Below are 22,348 nucleotides of genomic sequence, written 5' to 3'. Positions count from 1 at the left end.
TACCAAGTTTTGCCCTATACGAATGGGTAGTTTATTGAGGATTTGGATGTAAAATCAATGACAGAGCCTTCACAACAACCGATTGACGTCATGCTTGCCGACAACAATCCGCTGGTCTTATCGGCCATGTCAGAGATTTTTGAACGTGATCCGCGATTCTCTTTGGTCGCCACATCGGCGACTGCTGAAGGGTTCCTGGGCGCGGTCATGAGAGTTCCGGTCCAGGTGTGTGTGATCTCCTGGAGCTTGCCGGTTCTTGGCGCGGCCAAATTGATCGAGGTTTTGCGAGAACAGGAAGGCGCGCCCCGTTTTGTCATTTACGGCGATGATGTCGGAGATGTTCCGCGCCTTGCAATGCAGGCAGGAGCTGCGGGATTCTCATCCCGGTCAGGTGAAGTTGAAGCGTTGCTGGAAACCTGCGCGGACGTGGCTGCTGGCAAGATGGTGTTTCCGTTCATCGATGTCCGCCAGATGCAACAGAATCCGATCCACAGCCTGTCGCGGAAAGAGCGCGCGATTCTGGAAGCTCTAGCCAAGGGCATGTCCAACCGCGAGTTGTCCAAAGAGCTTCAGATATCGACCAATACCGTGAAATTTCACCTGTCAAACATTTACGAAAAACTATCGGTTAAAAATAGGACGCAGGCCATCGCGTATTACTATTCGTCTAATGCGGCCTCGCATTAGATAGATTTGCCCAAATGCTCCAATGGTGTGGTCATTCTGTTGGTCGCGTGATCGGCCTTTCTTAGGAACCCGTGGGGAATTGGGTGGCGGTTTCGGAAAAGCTCTGATCGACGGCGACGGTCGCAATGCAAACCCGAACCTGTTCTTCGATAGCTCTGCGCGCGAAAGAGGTCGCGGCTGTGTCCGACGCGAAGGCATCGTAGATTACAGTTGGTTGAGCTTCGATACTATATCGAGTTGGAAACAGAAACACGTCAATCTCACCATAAAAATGCTGTTTTTTTTCGCCATATAGCGGGCCGTCCCATCTGATTTTGTCTTTGGCGACGGCGTCTTTGATCGCGGTCAGGTCTTGCTCCAGAGGGCCGGTCCGGCCAGGATCATTTCGACATCAACCCAGAGAGAGTGCAGAGATCCGGCTGTTTCAAGAAAATCGTACAGCCCTTTCTCGCGGGACAGGTTGCTTAGAAGCCCGAACCCGCAAATGGCCAGGAGACCGCAGGCTGGTCTGTGTTTGGGGGCGAAAAACGCGTTTTCGGCGACGTGCCATTTTGATTGCTTCGGTAAGCGTTCGGGCGCCAAACAAGGTCAGAAAAGTCGGAACATAGGCCATAATGGCGTCTGTTTCACGATGAGCATCCAATAGGGTCAGTTCGGTGCAGTAAGGTGCTGATCCAGTTTCTTCAGGCCAGAAGTAAGGAGCCAAGTTCAGGATGGATGATTTGGCTTTAGCAATATGGTTCCCCAACTTCCGCGCCTGCTTCAGGGCGGTTCTATGGGGTTCACATGCTCGCTTGAAAGTTGCAATGGCTCTGGGCCCGCTAGGCCAGATTTTGTCCTTCACGGGCGTGATGACTGAACAACAGCTTGTTTGATTGGACATCGGACAGAAAATCAGCAGTGCGCCCAGACAGCGCGCGATAAAAGGACAGAAGACCGGGTTCGATTTCTTTGGCAATGTCGATGCAGTTTTGGCGCAGCTCATCGGTGCGCTCCAGCGGTTCACGCGCACGTATGGCCGACAAAAGTTGAGCATGCGCATCGCGTAAGTTCTGGAATGCCTCGCTGTCGAGCATGTCCTGATCGCCAATCAATATGTAAACGGGCTCCAGGTTCTTTTTTCCTTTCAGGTCCACAAACCCAGCTTCCAACATCGCCAACTCTTGTTTGCCTAGAATGTAAACTGAATTCGAAACCAAGATGTCATAGTCGACATGTCGGCAGCTTTGTTCGATCCTGGCGGCGACGTTCACCACATCTCCGATCACAGTATAATTGAACCGCCGCCGCGACCCGATATTGCCCACACAGGCCTGTCCTGTCGCGCAGCCAGTGGCCAGCGCAATGGGTGGCCGTTCGCGCATGATTTCGGACCTATTGAACTGTGCCAATGCACCGCGCATCATCAAGGCTGCCCGTGCAGCGCGACAGGGATGATTTTCGACCGGAAGCGGAGCGTTCCAGAACGCCATGACTGCGTCGCCGATGAATTTGTCGATTGTGCCTCGCTCGTGCAAAATCTGATCTCCGACCTGTGAAAACAGCTCATTCAGAATGGCGACGAGCTCCGTGGCCGAAACCGACTCGGATAACGGGGTAAATCCACGGATGTCGGCGAACATGACGGTGATCTCTTGTGTTTCTCCACCAAGGACCAACTGATGGTCCGAGCCTTCCATTTCATCCAAAATTTCAGGAGCGACATAGTGAGAAAAAATCTTTCGGATCGCTCTTTTCTCGCGCTCGGTCGAAATGAATAGATATCCGGCCAACAGCCCGAAATTCGCCATCCCACCAGCAAGTGGGAAGGTTGCATCAAATAATACGAGTTGATTTTGAAAGGCCATCCAGCTGATCAGCACAACTACGGCTGCAGATACGCCACCCGCAATGAAGGATGCGACCGCACCAAAGCTGGACATGACGGCGACGACCACTAACCCCAGTAAGACGAATGAGACCAACTCAAGCGCAGCGGTCACATCGGATCGGCTGAGCATTTCGCCCGTTAGGACCTGTTCAAGTAACTGCGCGTGGATCGAGACGCCGGGCACGGATTCTCCGAGCGAGGTCTGGTGCATATCAAACAGACCCGCCGCAGAGGTGCCAACAAGAATAATCTGGTTTTCGATCCGGGACCGCAGCGCAGGATCATCCGGATTCGTCATAACGTCATTGGCAGAAACATACAGTTCAGGCTGGTCTCGCCTGTACCGGATCCAGACTTCGCCGTTCTGAGTTGTTGGCAATCGAAAATCGCCCAGTTCAAGCGCCAGCATGACACCGGATTCATCGGGCGCGCCCTCGGCGAAAATGACTGTTTCCCCCATGGCCACCCTAAGGGCCTCAATTCCCAGGCTTGGCAGGGCGCCATCCGGTCCCCCCCAAAGTACCGGGACCCGGCGGACCACACCGGTCCCACCAAGTGGTGAGACATTCACGCCCCCAATGCCTGTTGCATCTGAATAAAGTGGCGGAGCAGGTGGGGTCCAATGCGGAATCTGGACGAGCCCTGAGGTCGGAGACTCACCGATCTCGATGATCCCCGCCTTGGATATGACGGGCTGACCATCATCGGCCACACGGGCCGCTACACCCAGAACAACCGGCCATTTGGCGATTTCGGCTCCGAAAAAAACATCGTTGTCCAGGTTTTGGGCGTCTTCATCTACCGAGAGCACCTCGGCCAACGCAGGGTCTTCCAATAATCGAGCAGGCGAATAGCGGTCGGGTTCGACAAACAGCATGTCAAAAGCGATGACCGCAGCGCCATTTTGGCCGAGGTTTTCAACCATCTGAGCCATGAGATTGCGCGGCCATGGCCATTGCCCCCAGTTGGCCAGTGACTGTTCGTCTATGTCGACAACACGGATTGGCAGGTCGGGGGTGTAATCGCGTGGGGCCATGCGCTGAAGGATGTCGAAATATATCAGCCGAGTCATGCGCACGGGAAATGGATCTATGACCCTGACAAAGCATCCAAACAGGATCAGGCACAAACCCACAAGGCGAAAACCCCTGCGGCGAGTGCTCCGTTCTTTCGACTTAACCGTCACGGTTGCCTCCGAAGACAGTGGTCGCTTTCACTGCCCGACATTACCGATTACCCATATCAGCCGATGCTCAGTTAACAGGTCTATTCGGTTTCGTATCCGGCGCTGCACCACCTTCTATACTGGGCGCCTCAACGGGTGCAGATGCTACCGAAGCCTTCACCGCTTGCCGCTGCGGGGGCGCTGGGCGGGGCTCGGGAGCGTCGGATTTTTCGATGGGCTGCACTGGTGCTGATTCTCCGGCGCAGCCTTCGATATTCACGCGCAGCGGACTCAGAAGCCGTTCCTGAGACTGAATGAACGGAAATCCATTTTTCACTGCTTCGTCGTACTGTGCCTGATCGGCCGGGCGGCCCACCTTGCCTTTTTGACTGGTGGCAAACAGGCTGCATTGACGTCCAGTTGATCTGCAGCCGCCTTTCAGGCCGCACATCTGCACGGTGCCTTCCAGCACCAACATCGAGCTTTGGGTGCCAGGCACAACCCACATGTCGAATATGGTCCCACGCACAGCCATTGTCGCAGTCGGGGTCTGGATGGAATAGGCACGTTTTCTGCTGTTGCCCGAGATGAAACGAAAGCTTCCACCCAAGGCCTGAACGGCAAAATTCTTGGCCTTCTTCTTGTTTCGCAACATGGTCACATCCAGCGCCATCTTTGCATTAGGCCCTATCGCGATCTTCGTTTCGTCAACAAAGATCAGCTGAACTACCCCTCTGCTGTCTGTGGATATGGAATCACCCGAGGCAACTTCCATGCCTTCAAGCAGTGGCCGGGAATTCCCGGCTCGGGTAATTTCTGCGCCTTGTTTGACGCTTACGACAGTACCAATGTTGGCCAGGATCTGCGACGGCAGTATCAAAACACAACAGGAAACACACAACACTCTTAACCAGACCAAACTAATTATCCCTTCCCCAAGGTTATTCCAGAGCGCAATGCGCCCGCTGCCCGGTCTGTGCCTCGTGGAATTTATTTCTTTGTATTATTTGCAAAAAATCTAAGCAAATATGCCTTAATGCCTATGTGTTTGGCAAGTTTTCTATGAAGCTGGAGAAAATTCCCACCTAATTGGGCTGACCCAGAGCTTCGGAAACTCTCTGTTTGTACATTGCCGGCGTCTTGGACAGGGCCCTTTTCAAATCAATGTTTCGTTGGGCCGTCGCTCGCTTTCCCAGCCGACGTCTCTTGGGTCTGATCGCCTTATGGAAAGCCCGGCAGACACGCATTGCGGGTGACGTTTCGCGGCTGCCTTTGATCAAGCCCGAAAGCCATAGACATCATGGATTTGACTTTTTGAAGATTTTTTCACGAGGTCCCTTGTATTTCTTGGCGCTTATCGAATACACCGGCCAGCGGAGACGTGGCCGAGTGGTCGAAGGCGCTCCCCTGCTAAGGGAGTAGGCCCGGAAGGGTCTCGAGGGTTCGAATCCCTTCGTCTCCGCCACCAAATCTTCGTATGATGTTTTTTGTGATGGCTTACATGTTTTGAAGGCTTTACCCCCCACATACGCCAAGAAATAACGTGATCGGAAGGTTAGGGGTTTCGTTTCCAGCACTCAATGACCCGGCCCTTCGAAATACACGCGGGACGCGGTGGGTGCGAAGCTTGCTCTCGTGATCGACTAATGGTGCCTGGATTGTCGGCAAATCCGCTTATACCACCGAAACCGGTACCGTTGGTGTTGCAAGAGCCAGCACTATCGGGGTTGCTTCTGAATTCGGATGACTGTTCGGTATGAGGCTGCTGGCGCTCGAAAGGTTGACCACCGGTAAAGTTGATTCAGCGGACAGGTCCTATTTGCCGATTTGACTGCCTTGGAACAGACTGCGGATTACCCGCTCAACTCCAAACTGGCCGATGGAAAACTCTGCAGAATTCTACCGGTCCATTCCTTTGGGACGGCGCAAAGAGCTGTGGACAGACCGTCAGCTAAGGCTGCATTGGGTGCGGAAACGGAAACAGTGTGGTTGCTTGGGCTTGGGCCGAATGGGTTCAGTATATGGCCGTGGTCGCCAGGCAAGAGCGTGCCTGCAACCGAAGATGTGGCTACTGAGCGTTCTCGCAAAGTGATCTTCTTGAGGACTGTATTATTGTGACCCGCAAGGCCGACCCGCCAGTCTTGCCCGTCACCTCGCTGACCCATTGCCGCGATTTCTCCCATGTTAACCAGAACATCGCGTAAGCCAAAGGACCGTAACAGCGCCGCAATGCGATCGGTGATTGCGCCTTGTGCGATACCGTTCAATGTCAAGGCTGAGACACCGGGCTCCGGCAGCTGGATCGCATCAGCGTCATATCGGACTCGGTGCCAGCCGACAGTTTCTTGGGCGGCAGTCAATTCAGATGCGCTGGCGCGCGCGGCCATCGCCCTCCAGACGGGTTGTATTGTGGGGTCAAAAGCCCCGTCTGATGCACTGTGAAGGGTCGAACACAGGCTCAGTACATTCAACAGTTCGGGGGCTGGTTGCTGCAGCAATCCGCTTCGGTTCAGCTCTGAAATCTGTGACTGCGATCGATACAGACTAAAGATACCTTCCAGCCGGTTCAGTTCAGCTTCGATTGATGTCAGCAGGGGCGCCGCCTCTGCCTCAGAAAGGCCAACAAGGTCAAGGCTGGCCCTGGCCCCCAGCGCGATGCCACGCCAATGCGCGACTGGTGCGCCAGATGCGGCCGCCGGTAGCGCGGCGCATGCCGCAGACATGATCAGAAAACGACGTCGGGACAAACGGCTCATGCTGGTGTCTCCAGTTTCAGGTCCAGATCGACGGGGCCAAGCACTTCGGCGTCGGGTATGTCAGTCAGGGGCAAAGCGGACCCTCCGTACAGGATGATGAAGCTGTCCGCATCGGTCGGGTCTGCAAAGGGCACGACCTCGCGCGCGCCCATGCCGCCGGCGACATTGGCCCCGACGACGAAAGTCGCACCTTCGGCATTGATCCAGTTGGATTGACCTGGTTGATGCCAACTTGGGGCGGTTCCCATATCGCTGACATAGATTGCAACAATGGCTGCCTCGCGTTCGGGGCTTTTGAGATAGGCAACCATGTCGCGAACCTGCGCAAAAAACAGTGGTGTGGGATAGCCGTCGAGGTGAATCTGTCCTTTTGGACCGCCATGTTCAGCAATATTCATCTGGCAAAAAAAGCTGAGTGCGTCTGGCGTCAGATCGACCGGGTCAGGCGCGGCAATCTGTTCTTCCTTACAGGCAGTCAGGGCGAGTAGAGCAATCAGGAAAAGACGCTTCATGGCTCGACCCTTCGGAACGCGAGCCGGGCAAGTGCAAGGCCTAGCAGGGGCCAGATCAGCAAAGACAACGGGGCGGCCCAGACGGGCAGAGCCTGCGCAGCGCCGGTCATGCCGGATGCCATCGCGACGCCCTCGGTTGCGGCGATATTCCACAGACGGAAAGCGTCGGCCGGGTTGGCCACCATCACCCATGGAAAGACGGATTGAGTGAAGGTGCCGCCCTTGTCCATGACGACGGCCCCCAACAGGCCCAGATCATAGAGGACGACAAAAACCAGCCAGAGCCCGGCCGACAGACCTGCTGCCGCCGTGGCCCCCTTTGCCAGGGCGGACAGCAAGTATCCCAATGCCAGAAACACGGCGCCCAGCACGATCGAAGTGAGGATAAGACGGACCAGAGCCAACAGGCTTTCTGGACCGGCGCCACCGAACCATGCTGCCACCGCGCCAGCCGTGCCAAAGCCGATGGTCATCGCAAAGGCAAGCGCCGACAAATGGGCGGTGAATTTTCCCAACAGGATTTCTCCGCGCCCGGCGGGATAGGACAAGAGCAGCGATAAGCTGCCCCGGTCCACATCGCCTGCGATGGCGTCAAAGGCAATCATCAGTGCCAGTAGGGGGGCAAGATAGACCGACAGCGTCGTCATCGAGGCAACCGAGACAGTCAGCATATCTACGCCAAGCGTGCCTGTGGGTGCACTGCCTGCAAAGGTAAGTGCCAGCGCGAATAACACCATGATCAGTGTCGCCATCAGCAGCCAGCGGTTGCGGCGCAAGATCAACATTTCAGTGCGGGTGATGGCGAGGAAGCGGGTCATGGCCTCTTCTCCTGTGCATAGTAGCGATAGAGATCTTCCAGCTTGGGAGGTGTCATTTCCACATCTGCCACCGCATCGCCCAATCCGGCGATCCGGCGCAGGGCCTCCATCTTGTCGTCGACGGTGCAGAGCAACTCAACGGACGCGCCATTGATCCGGCTGCCGCCCAGTTTGGCGGCCAAGGCGTCAGGGTTAGAGCTGGCGCGCACCTTCAGGCGGATTGGCAGACCCGCCAACGCCGAAAGGTTGTTTAACGTGTCATCGGCCACCATCCGGCCCCCGCGCATGATTGCGATCCGGTCTGTGCGGGCCTCGACCTCAGTCAGGGCATGCGATGCGATCAGGACGGCGGTGCCTTTTGCGGCCAGTTCGTCGATGATGGCGTACAGATCCTGCCGAGAAATCGGGTCCAGTCCGCTCGTCGGCTCGTCCAGCAATGCCACTTTCGGCTGGCCCAGCAGCACTTGCGCCAATCCCAGACGTTGCCGCATCCCCTTGGAGTAGGTCCCGATCCGTCGGTCCAGCGCGTCGCTGAGGCCAACACGTTCCAGCAAACCGGGCACATCGGCCTTGGACCCCGAGAGCTGCGCGAAAAGAGTCAGCTGTTCCCGGCCCGTAAGCGCCGGGTGGAAGGACACCGCCTCGGGCAAGTACGCCGTATCCCGCCGCGCCTGTGCGCTGCCGGGTGTGGCGTCTCCGATTCGAATGGCTCCGTCCTCAATCGGGATTAGGCCAAGGATGGATTTGATCAGGGTCGATTTGCCGGCGCCGTTATGGCCCAGTAGCGCCACGCGCTGACCAGGGGCAAGAGACAGGGTGATGTCGTCAAGAACGCGGGTTTTGCCTCGGTCCTTACAGACGTTGTTTATCGTCAGGGCCTTATCCGTCATGAGGCACCTTTTTCATAGCTGAGGGTTCAGGGGCTCGCATCAATGGATTGCTGTCCATCACACCCCCCGGCAATAGTGCCGGGAAGGCTGATTGCGACCAGCGCACCAGCTGCACGGCAGGGGAGCCGAGCAGCAGCTTGGCTGCGGGTTGGGTCCACAGCACATGGTCCATCGAGTCATTGGGGCGATAAGGGGCATCAGCGACGCCGTTGCCATCCACATCATAGGCGGCGAAATCGGACCAGTAATTGCCGCGCCCGTCTTCAGACCACTCGACCCACTTGGTCGAAACGTATTTCACCTGAGTCCGGTTTCCGACAAAGGCGTTGCCGACGATACGGTTACGTTCTGACCCAGCAGTGAAGTGAATGCCGATGCCGCAACCCTCGAACCAGTTGTCGGTGAATTCGTTCTTGTTCGAGTTATACAGGAAGGTGCATTTCTCCTTTGCACCCTTAACGACGTTCCCGGAAATCACGCTCTTGTTGGCGTAGTTCAGCATCACACCATGTTCGCGATCATCAATCGACACATTGCCGGTGACTTTGACATTGGTCGTGAACATCACCGCATAGCCCAGATCATTGCCGATCGAGACGTTATCGCTGACCACCGAGTCGTCGGCATACATGTAGTGCACCGCGAACCGCAGATCGCGGAACAGGTTTCCAGTAAAGGTGTTCTTCTTGGACGAGTTCACAAAGATCCCATCGCGCCCGTACCGGATATCATTGTCTTCGACCCGCGCACCCGGTGCGTTCCAGACATAGACGCCGTTGCCGCGGTCATTCATCCGCTTGTCCTGACGCCCTTCGATCCGGTTGCCGCGCACGACGCTGTCCTTGGCGCCGTGGATGTCGATGCCATAGAGATTGCCCAGCAACACATTGCCTTCGATCACCGGCGCATGGGCCGTTTTGACCAGCTGAATGCCACTGTCGATCCCATCATGGCTCGAGCCCGAACCAATCACGGTCAGACCGCGCACGGTCACGCCCGGTCCGGTCACGGTGATGACGCTGCCGACGCCTTGTCCGTCAATGGTGGCCTGCCCCAGCCCATCAATTGTGACGGGCCGGTCCAGAACCAGTGTTTCCGAATAAACGCCGGGGCTCAGGCGAAGGGTGTCTCCATCCGCCGCCTGCGCCAGTGTTTCATTGATGGCCCCCGCCCGGTTGGGCACATCCCAATCCGCCGCCCAAAGGGGCGAGCCGAGTAGGAGCGGTATGAGCAGTGGCCAACGCATGGGTTATGCTCCCTGCGGCTCGACCAGCATCCGGCCGCGCATTTCCATGTGCAGCGCGTGGCAGAACCACTGGCAATAGAACCAGTGCACGCCCGGACGGTCAGCGGTGAAGGTGACCGAAGCGGTCGCCATCGGCGCAACTTCCATCGCGATGCCGTAGTTGCCAAGACAGAAGCCGTGGGTCACATCGTCCACGTCATCCAGGTTGGTGATGTAGACTGTTACCTCATCACCCTGTTTGACGGTGAACTTCTCAAGGCTGAAGGTTGGGGCCTGCGAGGTCATATAGACCCGCACCTTGTTGCCGTCCCGGATCGGTTCCTCGGCACCATCTTCCAGATCGATGCCATCGGCCTCAGCCTGTTTGCGGGCGTCCTCCCAGGTGATGTCGTTACGGTCCCAGACGTTGACCGGGTTGACGATGTCAGCGCGCACCATGATCGAGTCATGCGGCTCCGCAAAGGTCGGTCCGTCGTGAACCACCTTCATCTCGTTGGTTGAGATATCGATCAGTTGCTCGTTCTCAGGCTTAAGCGGACCCGTGTTCAAGAACCTGTCTTTCGAGAACTTGTTCATCGAAATCAGCCACTTGCCATCAGCCTCCTTGGTTTCACCCATGGTGGTCGAGTTATGGCCCGGCTGATAATGCACATCGACCTTCGAGATGATCGGATCTACATCGGCGCCGCCGTAAGCCTCGATTGCCTTGTCGAGGTTCCACTTCACGATCTGACTGTCCAGGAATAGCGTGGTGAACGCGTTGCCCTGGCCGTCATAAGCAGTGTGAAGCGGGCCAAGACCCAGCTGCGGCTCACCCACGATGCAGGACCGTGGATCGGCATCACTTTCGAACAGGGCGTCCAGTTTGGTGACATCCATGATCGATACGGTCGGCGACAGTTTACCGTTGATGCAGACATGCTTGCCGTCAGGCGCAGTGTTGATGCCGTGCGGTGAGTTCGGGATCGGGATGTAACGGGTGTATTTCTTGTTCTGACCCTTACGGCCGTCCAGAACCTTGACGCCTTTCAGCTCCTGATAGTCACCTGCTTCGATACCTGCTTCGATTTCGGCGAGGTTGAAGACAACAACATGGTCCATCTCGTTCTCGGTCATCTCGGCCAGGTTCATACCCATTTCCGAGTTGTACGAGGTCGAATAGGCGTACTTACCCTGATAGTCGCAGTCGGTGTTGTCGAGGTTACCCGACACGATCACCTGCCATGCCACTTCCATGGTGTCGCCGTCTAGCGCGGTGAAGATGTTCACGTATTGCGACGGATCGTCCAGCACAGTGCCGTCATTGACCAATGGAGTTTCATCTTCGCCATTGGCAAAGACATAACCAGTGCGCGGGAATTTCTGCGGACGCAGACCATGGATCGCCTTGGCGTTCGGGATTTCGGTGATCTTGTCGCATTTCATCACGTCGCAGCGTACGCGAGCAACGCGCGTGTTGGCCTTGTCGTTCATGAACAGGTAACGGCCATCGTAGGTGCCGTCGGTGAACGACATATGCGGGTGGTGCAGGTCACCGTTATCGTAGGTTTTCATGCCGCGCTTGGCGAGGAATTCCTTGGTTTCCGGCAGCAGGCCATCGGTCATGATCTTCAGCGATTCATTGGTCTGACCCCAACCGGTGGCCGAACAGCGGTTGAACACCGGCACCCGCATCAGCTCGCGCATGGACGGGAAGCCCAGAATGCGCAGCTCACCGGTCTGACCCGAGGACCAGAAACCGTAGTATTCGTCCAACTCACCAGGTTCGAGATTGGCATTGGCCGCGGCGCTGGCCTGTTTTGCGGTCATCAGGGTTGATCCCAGACCGGTTCCGGCCAGCACGGCGCCAGTGGCGGTCGCCCCCAGCATACCGCGGCGTGTGACGGTTAGTTTGTTGTCATGTTCCGACATGATCGTTCCTCCTTTTAGGAAACGGTTTTCGGTTTGGCGTTTGGATGGTTCGCCGGTGGTTGTCCGAGTGGGGTCTTGAGATCGACCGACCCTGTCTTGGCCCGCCGTTTCAGTTGACGGATAACGACGGGACATTTGTCCTCGGACTGGTAGAGCACCTGACAATGCAGGCAGGTGACGCACTCGTTCGGATTGATCTCACCTGTGGGGTGGATCGCCTGAACGGGGCATTCATTGGCACAGGTCTGACAGGGGGTGCCGCAGTCCTTGTAACGGCGTAGCCAGTCGAACATGCGCATGCGGGCCGGGATCGCCAGTGCTCCGCCCAACGGGCAGAGATAGCGGCAGTAGAACCGCTCAACGAACAGGCCGATCCCCAACAGGGCCAGCGCAAAAACCACAAACGGCCAGTCGCGCATGAATTTCAGAATGATCGCGGTCTTGAAAGGCTCGATCTCGGCATACTTCTCGGCCAGCGGGATGGAGACAAAGCTGAGGCCGAAGAGACCCAAGAAGATCATGTATTTCGCGGGCCACAGCCGTTCATTCAGGCCCCAGGGCAGGGTCCATTGCGGCACGCGAAAAGCCCGCGCGATCTTGTTGGTCAGTTCTTGCAGCGCACCAAACGGGCACAGCCAGCCGCAATAGGCACCGCGTCCCCAGAACAACAGGGCGGCTGCCACGGCGAACCATTGGATGAACACCAGCGGGTCCAGTAGGAAGGCATCCCATGAGAAACCCGTGCGCAAACTGCCCGCCAGTGCCATCAGGTTCACCACGCTCAACTGGGCATTCGCGTACCAGCCGATGAAGAACAGGGTCATTGTCAGATAGCCGATGCGGAACCAGTAAAAGACCCGCGCGTTCATCGTGGCATGGAACTGGAAAAAGAAGGTCGCCGTCAGTATCAGCAGCATGACGCCCAGACCGGCAATCTCGACTGTGCGATCCTTCCAGATACGTTTCCAAAGAGCGGCTTTGGCGGCGGCTTCACCTGTGGCGTCATCCACAACGGTGGGGGCTACGACTGGCAACAGGTACTGCTCAGGCAGTTTGTAGCCCAAATCGAAGGTCAGGAACGTCTTTTCAACCGCACCGACGGCGCGTTGCACCAACAGTTGCAGGCGGAACGGTTCGGCCGGATCAAACTCTGCCTCAGCGGGGATTTTGAAGATATCCAGCTCGGTGAAACTGGGCGCATCGGCGGCCGCAACTCTGCCCAGACGCTCTTGCTGTTTATCAAAGAAGCGTACCGAATTATCACCTTGAATCAGCTGAATACGGTCGAAAATCCCGCCACGTACATAGCCTGACCCCTTGAAGCTATAGGCGCCACGACCCAGCACCAGGATGGCTTGCTCGCCCTCGCCCAGCCACTCGGTCAGGTTTTGATACTCGGCCTCGCCCAGCAGTGACTTGCCGATCGACGGGACCGAAACCAACGCCAGATGCATGTCGATGAAGGTGTCGTCGGGCGCGCCCCGTTCACGGCGCCTGATGGCGCGCTGGTCGCCGGTGGCCTCGAACGCAGCGTTGACCTGACCGACATCCAGTGTCAGGCGTCGGACCGAGCCGTCACCCGAAAGCGTTGTCCAGTCATAAGTGGCGTCTTGTGCCATATCGACTTCGCGCTTCGGCCCGTCGGCCTGCAGCGGTGACAAGCCACCCAGCCCCAGCGCCCGCGCTACCTTGATGCCGCCACGCACGAGACTGTCGTCGATCACCATGATTGTGACAGTCGCGCCCGAGATAATGTCGAGGTCATGGCCCTCACCGCCTGTTTCAGCCTCAACCCTAAGGTCCAGGCCGGCATAGCCTTCGGTCAGTTCGACCATACGCGCGTTCGGAATCCCGATCAGTACGATGGGTTCCGAATGCTTGACCAGCTTAACGCCAGTAAGCACCGCATCATTGTCGATCGCTGCAACGACGTGAATGGGTTTGCCGGAATAGCCTGTGGTGCCCACGAAATCCGAGGTCAGAAAGGCCCAGGCAATCGTTTTGCCCCCTTTCAGGATCGGCGCAACCGGAATGTCTTTTCTGATCGGGCCAAATGCCTCGGCGCCGGGGATCAGGTCCGCGGGCTCAAGTTCTGGCAAAAAGCTGGCAAGGCTGTCGGCATGTGCGCTGATCGCCATCAGGCAGGACAGAAAAAAGGCCAGCAGGAAATGGATTGCGCGACTTACGACCACGGCGCACCTCCAATGATTGGGGTGGACGCCATGGACGCGCGCGGGGCGCGTTCGGTTTTAAATTCTGGTGCAGGGGGAGGACCCCGGGTTTCTGGCCACAGCCGGTCAGAGCCATTTAGCTCGAAGGACCTGTTGTTTTGGCAAGATAAGAATTGAACCCTTCCTCGTTGCGTCACTTCCAGCGGCATGGGCAGAGGTGCGGCACCGGTCACGGCGCACAGCGCGCAATCGGCGCATTTGGGGCAAGGTGCGGTCGGGTCTGCATCGCCTTTTTCAAGATCAACCTCGACCCAGACCGCGCCGCCCTCCGAGCAGATCTCAACCCACATGCTTTGCCCGGGACTCGCCAGCGCCGGGCTAAGCAGCTGCAAAAGCAGAAGGATTATACCTGCCACCGCACAAGCTGCGCGGGACGCGCAAACAGCTGAAATGTGCAAAGGATTATGGGCGGGCATGGAGAATCCAACTCGGTGATCTTTCCCAAGTCCTAAGAGATTCCCGAAAGCAGATACTTGACTTCGGTTAGGCCTTTGGAGAATCCGACCTAGCCGTCTGCTTCGTCCATCAAACTGCGTACCCAGCGCCCTGCAAACCAGCAGGCAGGTACACCCAATGGGATTGACCACAGGATGGCGGTGACAGGCTCAATCACTCCGAATCCGGCGCTGTTGGCGATCAGGCCAGCCAGAAAAAGGTTTATGGCCACGGTCAGCGCAGACGCTGGATACAGCAATATGGCCAGTTTCCACACCGGCCATTTGCCCTCAGTGGCTGGTTCCTTCCGAGAAGGTGATTTTGTTCCAGACATTGTACTTTCCCGAAGGTTTGCGCATCGGCAGACGGCGGACCTCTTCCAGTGTTTTTGCATCATAGATGATCACCGCGCCGTCATCTTCCCAGATCGAAACCAACGCATGGCTTCCGTCCTTGGTGAATTCCACATGGGCCACGGTTTTGCCCGGCGCTGGGCGCAGGGTCCGTACGATCTCAAGGGTTTGCTTGTCGATCACATGCATCACATCCTTGTTGGGCCCAAAGAAAACATCGGCCCAGACATATGGCGAGTTTTCATGGCTGCGCATGAAAAACCCCGGCCCTTCGGTCTTGATCCGCTTGACCGTTTCCCATGTCTCCATGTCGATCACCGAGACGGTGCCATCAGTCAGGTGCGGCGTTGCCATCACAGTTGTATCGCCGCGCCGCCAGGTAATCCCGGAACCCAGATGCGGCATGCCGGGCAGATCCAGGTCAGCCACTTTTTGGCCAATGACCAGATCAATCACCTGACCGCCGTTCCCGTCGCGAGATGCGCCCATGACGTATTCATAAGTCTGGTCGAAAAAGAAATCGTCCAGATAGTCGGGCGTAGTGATCTTGCGTACTGGGAAAGGGTTCGGGTTCTTGAACTGCCCTTCGATACGAAAATCGTGTCCCAGCCCGGATTGGGGTGGATTGGCGCCATAGAAGACCTCCCAAATCTCTGGCACATCCTTCAAGGCCAGCACAAAGCTTTCCCGTGGCGGAGCTTGATAAACGGCCGAAACGCGGCTGGGATTACCTTTCCTGCTTTTAATCTCGATGACTTTTGCCACCGAAAGATCCCGGGTGGACAAAAGGGTTAGGCTGTTGGGTAGGTAATTCGCCACCGCCAGCCATTTGCCATCGCCTGACATGGCAATGTTGCGGCTGTTTAGTCCCGCCCGCACGCGACCCACCTGTTGCAACGCCCAGATGTCATATTTCTGGACCCAGCCATCGCGGGACATGATGAACACGTAACGTCCATCGGGGCTGAACTTTGGGCCGCCATGAACGGCAAAAGGAGTTTCAAATCTGTCCAAAACCTCAAATGTGTCACCGTCCAGAACGCTGACATGGTGGTCTCCGGTTTCCACCACCAACGTGATGTTCATCGGATCACTGGACCAGACGGGCGCATCAATCTCGACATAGTCTGCGTCCAGCGTACGGCTGGCCATGATGTCCGCCTCGGCCCAGTCCGGGGCGGTCTCGAGCGGGGATTTCAGCCAACCTGCCAACTCCTCGATCTGCAGGGCGTTCAGATTATGCGCAAAGGCTGGCATCTGGGTGGCGGTGCGCCCTTCGGCGATCACGGCGGCGACCCGCGGGCCGCGCATGCGTTTTAGCGTTTCGGGTATCAAGGCCGGACCAACACCGCCCAGCCGGGTGTCACCGTGGCAGGACGCACAATGTTCGGCATAGTCGGACTGGGCGTCGGCCCATGCGGCGCTGGTCAGCAGAAGCGCGCACAATGTTCCAAGCGTCCGAGCCCTAAAAGAACTGATGCGCCGGATCATGGCTTTTCCCCCGGAAAGGTGTGACCTGCAGGCGTTTGCCCACTTTTTCCACGCCAATTTCATCGTTTGACAGGTAACAGGCCGGGTCCTCGGCCCAGGGATCGCCCGTCAGTTGCAGGGCCCGGATGCGCGTGTTGCCACCGCAAACATCCCTGAGCTGACAAACTCCACAGCGCCCTTTCAGCGGACGTGGGCGAGTGCGCAGCATGGCCAGCATCTTGTCGTCCCCGGTCCACAACTCGGAAAACGGCGTCGTTTTCACATTCCCGACCGTGTAATCTGACCAGTAGGTGTCGGGATGGACCCGACCAAGATTGTCGATATTGGCCACCCCCAACCCGCTGGAGTTCCCGCCCCAGGCCGCCAAATGCGCACGTATATGCGAGGTCTTTTCGGCATCAAAATGCGTCCTGACCCAGTTCAGAAAATATCCGGCGTCGGCATCGTTATTGCCGGTGACGATATCCAGCGGGCGCCCGCCCGAGGCAGCCTCCCACGCGCGGTCCAATAACAGATCCAGACCTTTGCGCGTGCGCAGATGCTCGGCATCCTCGCCCCTGTTCTTGTCGCCGCGACCGGCGTAGACCAGATGAGACAGGTAGAATTTGTCGACCCCCTCATCATCACATAGCTGCAGGAGATCGGGCAGATGGTGCTGTGTGCCCTCGGTCAAACAGAATCGCAAACCAACCTTGATGCCGCGTTTCTTGCACTCGCGCACGCCGCGCAGGGCATCTGAAAAGGCGCCCTCGACACCTCGGAACCAGTCGTTTGTGGCCCCGATTCCGTCAAGTGATATGCCGACATAGTTAAAGCCGACATCAGCGATCATATCGGCGGTTTCATCGTAAATCCGCGTGCCATTCGTCGACAGCGCCAGCATCGGCACCAACTTGCGCGCCCGGTTGGCGATATCAAAGAAATCGAACCGATCCAGCGGTTCCCCCCCCGAGAGGATCAGGGCCGGGACGCGAAATTGGCCGAGATCCTCAAGGGTTACCATGGCTTGCTCGTGGCTGAGCTCACCCGGGAACGCGACATCCGCCGAAACAGTATAGCAATGGCGGCATTTCAGGTTGCAGCGCCGGGTCAGATTCCAGATGACCACCGGCTTAACCGGGCCGGGGCGGCGCTTGCGCACGGGGGTCGGGGTGACCAGTTGCTGCATGTATTCAGTCAGGCGGAACATGGCGTTTGGCCTTTCGGTTTCAGGCGCAGCCCGGTCTTTTTCAGGATGCGCGTTGAATACAGGATGTCCTTGGCCCGGCAGGCACTGCCCAGAATACCGGCAATCTCGGCCCGTTTTTCTTCGACTTCACCCCTGTCTTTGCCATGGACCATGGCGAACAGGTTGTAAGGCCAGTCGGGCAGGGCACGTGGACGTTCATAGCAATGGGTGACAAAAGGCAGACCGCCAATATGTGCCCCCAAATCAGCGATTTGACTGTCATCGACGTCCCAGACTGTCATGCCGTTCGAAGTCATGCCCAGTTTGTAGTGGTTCGGGGCTGCGGCGATACGACGTATAACGCCGCGCGCCTTAAGTTCTGCGAGGCGATACAGCAGCGCTTGTTCGTCCATTCCAAGGCTTTCAGCGACCCGAGCGTAGGGCGAAGGCACCAGGGGCAATCCGCCCTGCAGAACCTCGATAATCAGTCTGTCTTTTGCGTCGATCATGCCGCCACCCGGAAGCCGATGAAGAATTCCTGCAACTTGGGAAATCTGAGAACTTCGATCCCCGTCTCTTGTTCGATCGCATCGGCGCAGGCCTCAATCCCTTGGGGCGTTTCGGTGGCCAATACGAACCACATGTTCAGCCGGTGCGTACGTTCATAATTATGGGCAACTTCGGGATGCGCATTGACTTTGGTCAGGACGGATTCAAATGCCTCTGTCGGTATGGCCATGGCACATAGGCAAAAAGCCCCGCCCATCGCGGCCGCGTCAAAGAACGGGCCAAAGCGCGTGATGACCCGTTCATCCTTCATCCGTGATAGGCGAACCAACAGATCCTGTTCCGAAATCCCCAGTTCTTGGGCCACCATCGCATAGGGTTGTGAGGTCAGAGGTAAGTCGTCCTGCATTCGGTTCAGGATTGCCCGATCAGTTTCGTCCAGGGTCATGCCGCTGTCTCCTTGGGTTGGATCAGCGCGCCGGTCTGTTTGAAACAGCGAGTCGAAAACAACACCTTGTGCTGCGCGCCAAACAGCTCAGGCAATGCCGCAGCCCCGGCCAGGACGTTTCGCGCTTCGCTGCGCGAGCGGGCGTGGATCATGGAATACAGGCGGTAGGGCCAGATGTTTTCAACGGGTCGACGCTCATAACACAGTGTCACGCCAGGGTATTTTGCCAGCGCAGGTCCGGCACGATCGACCTGATCAGTTGGCATATCCCAGACCACCATCGCATTGGCCGACCAGCCCAGTGCCCGGTGTCTTACGATCACGCCAAGACGCGAGACAATTCCAGCCTCGTGTAAGATCCGGATCCGCGTCATGGCGTCCTCTGGTTTACGGTCCAAAGAGGCGGCCAGTGCTGCGTAAGGTTCGCAAACCAGCGGTAAGCCGGAACTAAGCGCCTGCATCAACGAGCGATCACCCTTTTGCAGAACGGAACAGTCCACCTTGCGCGGTGCTGGTACGTTGCGTTGCTTGCCTGTCATTCGAAAGCCCAAATCAACATTGAACGGCCGAACCAGACGCAAGTCCAAAACCTGCAAACCGGTTTGCAGGCCAATCCGGGCCAGAGTGGCGTCCACATGCGCGCGATCAGGGCCGGTCGCTACAAACCAGAGGTTCCATTTGTCCTCACGTTGATAATTGTGGTTCACACCGGGCTCTGCGTCGATCAGGGCGGCAATGTCCTCCAGATGCTCCTCGGGTGCGGCCACCGCGGCCAGAGTGCTGGCCGTCACCGCGCCCGGAGTGATCGTGGCCCCGACCCGGGTGATCCGGCCGGTCGAACGCATTCGCGCCAGACGGTTCAGCACTTCAGCTTCGTCCAGCCCCAGCGCCTTGGCCACTGGCTGAAACGGGCGGTCGACAATCGGAAATTCGCGCTGAAAATCGTCCAGCAGGCGACGGTCGATCGGGTCAGTGATATGTTGCATGGGTTACAACCCTGTTCTGTGCGCGCGGGCGGTGAAAAAGATACCCGAGGGGCTGTCCGCCGCGATCTCGCGCAGCTTTTCAAAGCTATGCGTGTCGTAGACCACGACCTTGTTGGCGTCGCGGACACTGATCCAGACCTCATGCCCGCGTGCCGTGAACTCCATATGCAGGACGGCAGGGCCCGGAGAGAATTCGTGGATGACCTGTTTGCTGACGCTGTCGATGACCTGAATCGTATCGTTCAATGGATGGGCAAAATTCACCCAGACCTGTCGCCCATCCGGGCGCGCCATGGCAAAGACCGGCTGACCATGGGTTTGGGTGCGGCCTGTTTCTGTCAAGGTTTCGGCGTCAATCCAAAGAACTTCATGGTGGCCGACCGCGGGCAGGACAAATTCGCGATCCGTCAGTGCCCAGCCCTCAAGATGAGGCATCTTGTATACCGGCATCTCTTCCTGTCCGCGCCCATAGCCTGGAAGCACGCGGATCGGTTTTGGATTGTCTGCCCATAGGTCCAGCGCGGTCAGCCCGTCCTCACCAAACAGACCGGTGATATAAGTGCGACCATTGGCGGTGATCAGCGCGTCATAGGGGTTCTTACCCATATCGGTGATCTTGGTGATCTCGGGCGCGCCATTTGCGAAATCAGCAATCCAGGTCTCGCCCGTGTCCCACATGGAAAACACGAACCGACGGCCCGGCGCATCGACAAGACCTATGGTTTTGCTGTCGGTGGGAATGTCGGCAACCAGTTCCAGCGTATCCGCGTCGAACACGCGTACGCCACCCGGCTCATAGTTCGACACCGCAACCAGTTGGCCGTCATCCGAAATCGCGCCGCCAATGGAATTGCCAGCCTGCACGACCCGATTTGCAATCTGACGGGTCACTATATCAACCTTGGTCAGCCCGCCATCGCGGCCAAAAACATAGGCAAAGCGTTCGTCGGGTGAATAGACCAGGGAGGCGTGGGACAGATCGCCCAACCCTTCGATCCGTGCCAATGCGGCCCGGTCCGACTGGTCCACCAATAAGACCGACCCTTTTGCCCGTTCGATCACAAGGCCCAGATCTCCGGTGGCGGTGGGGTCTGCATTGGCAGGTGTCATCATCATTAGGGCAACGATGCCAAGGGCAAGTTGTTTCATTTTGCCTCCTGTTCCAGCAGGTATCGGGCGATCCATTCGGCCTCTTCTTCGCTGATCAGGGGGCGCCAGGGGGGCATAGCCGTGTCGGGGATGCCGTCCAGTATGACCCCCGTCAGGACGTCCGCCTCGTAATGTTCCAGAGTTTCCGGTCGCAGATCAGGACCAAGCCCGCCTTTCAGGGACAATCCGTGGCACGAGCCGCAATCCTGGTGGACCAACCGTTTCAGGGCGGTTGGGTCGATGGCGTCAGCGGCCAGAGCGGAAGTGGCAACCAGAACGACGGCAGTCAGAACAGTATGCGCGGCCCAGCCCGGCTGCTTGCGGTCCATATGCGCCAGGCTACCCATGCGCCCGCTCCAAAATCTCGGTCAGGGCCTGATTGGCATAAAGCGAAACGACCTTTCCGATAATGAATAAGGTAGGAGCCTTCAGATCCGCCTTGCGCGCATCCGCGGCAATCTGGTCCAGTCGGGATACAAGGCGGCGTTCAGAGGCACTGGTGGCCTGCCCAACAGCCAGGACCGGGGTGGATCCGGGTAGGTTCTCGGTCATCAAGCCGATGGCGATCTGGCCGATATTGGCCACGCCCATATAGACGACCAGCGTCGTATCCGGGTCCGCCAGTCGTTTCCAATCCAGATCAAGAACTTTGTCGGACTGCCTGTGCCCGGTGACATATTGAACCGAGGTCGCCAGTCCGCGATGGGTCAGGGGCACGCCGGTCGAACAGGATGCGCCTTGTGCCGCCGTGATGCCCGGTGCGTATTCGACCGTAACACCGTGTGCCATCAGAAAAGCGGCCTCTTCCGAGCCGCGACCAAAGATCATCGGATCCCCGCCTTTCAGCCGGGCCACAACGTGACCTGCGCGTGCGTGTTCCAGCAGGATTTCGTTGATGCGATCCTGAGGAACAGTGTGGCACTTGGGGGCCTTGCCGACGGCGATCAGCCGCGCGCCCTCGGTGTGCATGGCCAGAATTTCATCCGAAACAAGGCGGTCATAGACCACCACGTCCGCCTCCTGCAGCATACGCAGGGCGCGCATGGTGATCAGTTCGGGATCACCAGGGCCGGCACCAATCAGAAAAACCTTACCGCTCATGTGCAAACTCGCTTGTTCTGAATGTCTTCGGAACCCGGTGTTTTGGTCGTTTCCATGCGCGAATATGGGACGTTGCTGGGGGAACCGGGCGTGTCATGGAAACAAGTTGGCGCACAGGTAAACCGACCTCCTTGACTTAAGTTAAGGAGCACGGGAATTGCGCCCGCGCATCTTTCAGCCTGCCGCTTATCAGGGCTCTACGGTGACCATTCCGAACATGTTCTGTGTCTCCCAATGTGGTCCGCACAGGTAATCCTGGGCGCCGGGAACAAGAAATGTCAGATCAACAAATTCCTCGGGGAACAGGCGGTCACTCTCGGCTTTGCTGCCATCTTTCAGCAGGACGCTATGGCTGGTGCGTTTGTCTACGTTCACCCAACGCACTGTGGTCCCCGCTTTGACCGTCAGTTGGGCTGGGCAGAAATTGTATTTGTACATCAGCACAACCTCTGCATCTTCCACATCTGAAGACGGCTGACCGAACAGATCCACGTAGCGGGTTTCTGCCTCAGCGCAGATCTCAGCTGTGTCTTCGTCAGCGGCCACCGCAGGTGACGCCAAAGCCAGAAATGCAGGAAGAAGTAGGCGGATCTTCATCGTCCAAGTCTCCATACCAAATACATT

20 protein-coding genes and 1 tRNA gene are annotated in these 22,348 nt (G+C 57.5%); 2 read left to right on the top strand and 19 right to left on the bottom strand.

Annotated elements, in window-relative coordinates:
* The first annotated feature begins 57 nt into the window (after positions 1-57).
* Entirely contained in the window at positions 58-687 is a 630-nt protein-coding gene (locus AC2FH9_RS11910; protein ID WP_246097171.1) for a response regulator transcription factor, read from the top strand.
* An 821-nt stretch (positions 688-1,508) separates the two neighbouring features.
* Here the strand turns inward: AC2FH9_RS11910 and AC2FH9_RS11905 are convergent.
* Both AC2FH9_RS11905 and AC2FH9_RS11900 read right to left on the bottom strand, forming a co-directional pair.
* Entirely contained in the window at positions 1,509-3,629 is a 2,121-nt protein-coding gene (locus tag AC2FH9_RS11905; RefSeq protein WP_496871655.1) for a CHASE2 domain-containing protein, read from the bottom strand.
* Positions 3,630-3,810: 181 nt separating this feature from the next.
* On the bottom strand, positions 3,811-4,497 hold the full coding sequence (locus AC2FH9_RS11900; protein ID WP_281972630.1) for a FecR family protein: 687 nt from the start codon (positions 4,495-4,497) through the stop codon (positions 3,811-3,813).
* Positions 4,498-5,097: 600 nt separating this feature from the next.
* Between AC2FH9_RS11900 and AC2FH9_RS11895 the strand changes: the two genes are divergently transcribed.
* Positions 5,098-5,187, top strand: a tRNA-Ser gene (locus AC2FH9_RS11895).
* Positions 5,188-5,575: 388 nt separating this feature from the next.
* On the opposite strand, the gene AC2FH9_RS11890 is transcribed toward AC2FH9_RS11895, so the two are convergent.
* From AC2FH9_RS11890 to AC2FH9_RS11810, 17 genes are all read right to left on the bottom strand, one after another.
* A complete protein-coding gene (locus tag AC2FH9_RS11890; protein ID WP_496871654.1) occupies positions 5,576-6,478 on the bottom strand; it encodes an FAD:protein FMN transferase in 903 nt (300 codons plus the stop codon).
* The gene (locus AC2FH9_RS11885) at positions 6,475-6,990 is read right to left on the bottom strand and encodes a nitrous oxide reductase accessory protein NosL (protein ID WP_142635212.1); all 516 of its coding nucleotides are present in this window, start codon (positions 6,988-6,990) and stop codon (positions 6,475-6,477) included. Before AC2FH9_RS11885 ends, AC2FH9_RS11890 begins: the two co-directional genes overlap by 4 nt.
* Entirely contained in the window at positions 6,987-7,808 is an 822-nt protein-coding gene (locus AC2FH9_RS11880; protein ID WP_271948643.1) for an ABC transporter permease, read from the bottom strand. The genes AC2FH9_RS11885 and AC2FH9_RS11880 overlap by 4 nt, the downstream gene beginning before the upstream one ends.
* The gene (locus AC2FH9_RS11875; RefSeq protein WP_496871652.1) at positions 7,805-8,698 is read right to left on the bottom strand and encodes an ABC transporter ATP-binding protein; all 894 of its coding nucleotides are present in this window, start codon (positions 8,696-8,698) and stop codon (positions 7,805-7,807) included. The genes AC2FH9_RS11880 and AC2FH9_RS11875 overlap by 4 nt, the downstream gene beginning before the upstream one ends.
* Positions 8,688-9,944: a nitrous oxide reductase family maturation protein NosD gene (locus tag AC2FH9_RS11870; protein ID WP_496696572.1), complete on the bottom strand. Its 1,257-nt coding sequence runs from the start codon at positions 9,942-9,944 to the stop codon at positions 8,688-8,690. Before AC2FH9_RS11870 ends, AC2FH9_RS11875 begins: the two co-directional genes overlap by 11 nt.
* A 3-nt stretch (positions 9,945-9,947) precedes the next feature.
* Positions 9,948-11,855 (bottom strand): TAT-dependent nitrous-oxide reductase, encoded by a 1,908-nt coding sequence (nosZ, locus tag AC2FH9_RS11865; RefSeq protein ID WP_281972625.1) that lies wholly within the window; start codon positions 11,853-11,855, stop codon positions 9,948-9,950.
* 14 nt (positions 11,856-11,869) lie between these two features.
* Entirely contained in the window at positions 11,870-13,993 is a 2,124-nt protein-coding gene (locus tag AC2FH9_RS11860; protein WP_496691895.1) for a 4Fe-4S binding protein, read from the bottom strand.
* A gap of 598 nt (positions 13,994-14,591) precedes the next feature.
* The gene (locus AC2FH9_RS11855; RefSeq protein WP_142635225.1) at positions 14,592-14,855 is read right to left on the bottom strand and encodes a hypothetical protein; all 264 of its coding nucleotides are present in this window, start codon (positions 14,853-14,855) and stop codon (positions 14,592-14,594) included.
* Positions 14,812-16,365 carry a cytochrome D1 domain-containing protein gene (locus tag AC2FH9_RS11850; RefSeq protein ID WP_496785833.1) on the bottom strand — a complete coding sequence of 518 codons (1,554 nt, stop codon included), beginning with the start codon at positions 16,363-16,365 and terminating at the stop codon, positions 14,812-14,814. Before AC2FH9_RS11850 ends, AC2FH9_RS11855 begins: the two co-directional genes overlap by 44 nt.
* Positions 16,340-17,554: a heme d1 biosynthesis radical SAM protein NirJ gene (gene nirJ / locus AC2FH9_RS11845; protein WP_496785834.1), complete on the bottom strand. Its 1,215-nt coding sequence runs from the start codon at positions 17,552-17,554 to the stop codon at positions 16,340-16,342. Before nirJ ends, AC2FH9_RS11850 begins: the two co-directional genes overlap by 26 nt.
* Entirely contained in the window at positions 17,542-18,042 is a 501-nt protein-coding gene (ahbB, locus tag AC2FH9_RS11840) for a siroheme decarboxylase subunit beta (protein WP_496691876.1), read from the bottom strand. The genes nirJ and ahbB (AC2FH9_RS11840) overlap by 13 nt, the downstream gene beginning before the upstream one ends.
* Complete coding sequence (locus tag AC2FH9_RS11835; RefSeq protein WP_496696565.1) at positions 18,039-18,488, bottom strand: Lrp/AsnC family transcriptional regulator; 450 nt, start codon at positions 18,486-18,488, stop codon at positions 18,039-18,041. The genes ahbB (AC2FH9_RS11840) and AC2FH9_RS11835 overlap by 4 nt, the downstream gene beginning before the upstream one ends.
* Positions 18,485-19,474 (bottom strand): siroheme decarboxylase subunit beta, encoded by a 990-nt coding sequence (ahbB, locus tag AC2FH9_RS11830; protein ID WP_496696563.1) that lies wholly within the window; start codon positions 19,472-19,474, stop codon positions 18,485-18,487. The genes AC2FH9_RS11835 and ahbB (AC2FH9_RS11830) overlap by 4 nt, the downstream gene beginning before the upstream one ends.
* A 3-nt stretch (positions 19,475-19,477) precedes the next feature.
* Positions 19,478-20,623 (bottom strand): cytochrome D1 domain-containing protein, encoded by a 1,146-nt coding sequence (locus AC2FH9_RS11825; protein WP_496691874.1) that lies wholly within the window; start codon positions 20,621-20,623, stop codon positions 19,478-19,480.
* Complete coding sequence (locus AC2FH9_RS11820) at positions 20,620-20,970, bottom strand: c-type cytochrome (protein WP_271948625.1); 351 nt, start codon at positions 20,968-20,970, stop codon at positions 20,620-20,622. The genes AC2FH9_RS11825 and AC2FH9_RS11820 overlap by 4 nt, the downstream gene beginning before the upstream one ends.
* Positions 20,963-21,724 carry a uroporphyrinogen-III C-methyltransferase gene (gene cobA / locus AC2FH9_RS11815; RefSeq protein ID WP_271948622.1) on the bottom strand — a complete coding sequence of 254 codons (762 nt, stop codon included), beginning with the start codon at positions 21,722-21,724 and terminating at the stop codon, positions 20,963-20,965. Before cobA ends, AC2FH9_RS11820 begins: the two co-directional genes overlap by 8 nt.
* Positions 21,725-21,913: 189 nt before the next feature.
* A complete protein-coding gene (locus AC2FH9_RS11810; RefSeq protein WP_281972618.1) occupies positions 21,914-22,321 on the bottom strand; it encodes a cupredoxin domain-containing protein in 408 nt (135 codons plus the stop codon).
* Positions 22,322-22,348: the final 27 nt, after the last annotated feature.

The organism is Ruegeria sp. CDSC081, from assembly GCF_059610485.1.
This window is presented reverse-complemented; position numbering and strand designations above follow the sequence as displayed.

Coding starts and splice junctions, on each gene's coding strand:
- AC2FH9_RS11910 (WP_246097171.1), top strand. CDS start 58: ATGACAGAGCCTTCACAACAACCGATTGACGTCATGCTTGCCGACAAC.
- AC2FH9_RS11905 (WP_496871655.1), bottom strand. CDS start 3,629: ATGACTCGGCTGATATATTTCGACATCCTTCAGCGCATGGCCCCACGC.
- AC2FH9_RS11900 (WP_281972630.1), bottom strand. CDS start 4,497: ATGGAAGTTGCCTCGGGTGATTCCATATCCACAGACAGCAGAGGGGTA.
- AC2FH9_RS11890 (WP_496871654.1), bottom strand. CDS start 6,478: ATGAGCCGTTTGTCCCGACGTCGTTTTCTGATCATGTCTGCGGCATGC.
- AC2FH9_RS11885 (WP_142635212.1), bottom strand. CDS start 6,990: ATGAAGCGTCTTTTCCTGATTGCTCTACTCGCCCTGACTGCCTGTAAG.
- AC2FH9_RS11880 (WP_271948643.1), bottom strand. CDS start 7,808: ATGACCCGCTTCCTCGCCATCACCCGCACTGAAATGTTGATCTTGCGC.
- AC2FH9_RS11875 (WP_496871652.1), bottom strand. CDS start 8,698: ATGACGGATAAGGCCCTGACGATAAACAACGTCTGTAAGGACCGAGGC.
- AC2FH9_RS11870 (WP_496696572.1), bottom strand. CDS start 9,944: ATGCGTTGGCCACTGCTCATACCGCTCCTACTCGGCTCGCCCCTTTGG.
- nosZ (WP_281972625.1), bottom strand. CDS start 11,855: ATGTCGGAACATGACAACAAACTAACCGTCACACGCCGCGGTATGCTG.
- AC2FH9_RS11860 (WP_496691895.1), bottom strand. CDS start 13,993: ATGGCGATCAGCGCACATGCCGACAGCCTTGCCAGCTTTTTGCCAGAA.
- AC2FH9_RS11855 (WP_142635225.1), bottom strand. CDS start 14,855: ATGTCTGGAACAAAATCACCTTCTCGGAAGGAACCAGCCACTGAGGGC.
- AC2FH9_RS11850 (WP_496785833.1), bottom strand. CDS start 16,365: ATGATCCGGCGCATCAGTTCTTTTAGGGCTCGGACGCTTGGAACATTG.
- nirJ (WP_496785834.1), bottom strand. CDS start 17,554: ATGTTCCGCCTGACTGAATACATGCAGCAACTGGTCACCCCGACCCCC.
- ahbB (WP_496691876.1), bottom strand. CDS start 18,042: ATGATCGACGCAAAAGACAGACTGATTATCGAGGTTCTGCAGGGCGGA.
- AC2FH9_RS11835 (WP_496696565.1), bottom strand. CDS start 18,488: ATGACCCTGGACGAAACTGATCGGGCAATCCTGAACCGAATGCAGGAC.
- ahbB (WP_496696563.1), bottom strand. CDS start 19,474: ATGCAACATATCACTGACCCGATCGACCGTCGCCTGCTGGACGATTTT.
- AC2FH9_RS11825 (WP_496691874.1), bottom strand. CDS start 20,623: ATGAAACAACTTGCCCTTGGCATCGTTGCCCTAATGATGATGACACCT.
- AC2FH9_RS11820 (WP_271948625.1), bottom strand. CDS start 20,970: ATGGGTAGCCTGGCGCATATGGACCGCAAGCAGCCGGGCTGGGCCGCG.
- cobA (WP_271948622.1), bottom strand. CDS start 21,724: ATGAGCGGTAAGGTTTTTCTGATTGGTGCCGGCCCTGGTGATCCCGAA.
- AC2FH9_RS11810 (WP_281972618.1), bottom strand. CDS start 22,321: ATGAAGATCCGCCTACTTCTTCCTGCATTTCTGGCTTTGGCGTCACCT.